1 protein-coding gene is annotated in these 1,117 nt (G+C 68.8%); it reads left to right on the forward strand.

Features of this window, described 5'->3' with window-relative positions; all coding sequences use genetic code 11:
* Positions 1–134: 134 nt before the first annotated feature.
* Positions 135–1,117, forward strand: a 983-nt coding sequence (locus tag G6023_RS10245; protein ID WP_206680993.1) for a hypothetical protein, incomplete at its 3' end; no start/stop codon positions are given.

Here is a 1,117-nt window from a genome sequence, read left to right on the forward strand (position 1 = left end):
TTTCACCGGTAGTAATGTGATCTAGGTAACAGTATTCTGAGTTTACGCGATGTTTAGGTCAGGTAAGGGGATCGGTGCCGGCGATCCGCTGCATCCTCCGGCAGAAGCAAGGGACACCGAGAGAAGGATCGACTATGTCTTCGAAACGCGCACGACATCTGAGGGCGGCGGCGCTCACCAGCGCAGCGCTGCTCGCTGCCGCCGGTTCGCCGGCGATCGCAGGTGCCCAGACCGGGTCGCTCAACGGCGAGCTCGGTCTGAACCTCGAACTGCTGCTCGGTTCGGCCGGGTCGGGTGAGGGCGGATCGCTCGACGGAGGCATACCGAGCGGCTCGCTGGAGCCCGGCTCGCTGGAGCCGCTGTCCGCCGGTTCCGATACCGGCTCGGATGATCTCTCGGGGCCCGGTTCGGTGGACCCCGGATCCGTGCCGTCGGGGTCGTCCCCGGACACCGGATCGCTCAACCCGGGATCGCTCGACCCCGGTTCGCTGGACCCCGGCTCCCTGGACCCAGCCTCGCTGCAGCCGTTGTCCGCGGGGTCCGATGCCGGGTCGGATGACGTGGGCTCTGACGAAGGGTCGCTGGAGGAGGGGTCCCTGGATGCGGGTTCCCTGGCGCCGTTGTCGGCGGGCTCGGATGCCGGCTCGGACGACGGGTCGTTGGACCCCGGTTCCGCCGAGGGCGGATCGCTCGTGGCCGTGACTCTGCTCCTGGCGCTCGGATCGTCCGGTTCCGAGGCGGGTGATGGCTCGCTGGCGCCGCTGTCAGCCGGTTCTGAGGGCGGGTCGGAGGATCTGGGATCGGATGACGGGTCGTTGGAGGGGTCGCTGGATGCGGGTTCGCTCGCGCCGTTGTCGGCCGGTTCTGAGGGCGGGTCGGACAACGAGCCCGGGGAGGGGTCGGTCGACCTCGGTTCACTCGCGCCCGGATCCCTTGCTCTGGGCTCCCTGCCTCTCGCATCGGTGGGAGGATCCCTGGCGCCGTTGTCGTCCGGTTCTGATGCCGGTTCGGGCAACGGGACGGGGGAGGGTTCGCTCGACGGGTCGTTGGAGGGCTCCCTCGACGGGGGTTCCCTCGCACCGTTGTCGGCCGGGTCCGATGAAGGGTCGCTGGAGGA

It is taken from the genome of Dietzia sp. DQ11-71 (genome assembly GCF_014144995.1).
In the GTDB taxonomy this organism is placed as follows: domain Bacteria; phylum Actinomycetota; class Actinomycetes; order Mycobacteriales; family Mycobacteriaceae; genus Dietzia; species Dietzia kunjamensis.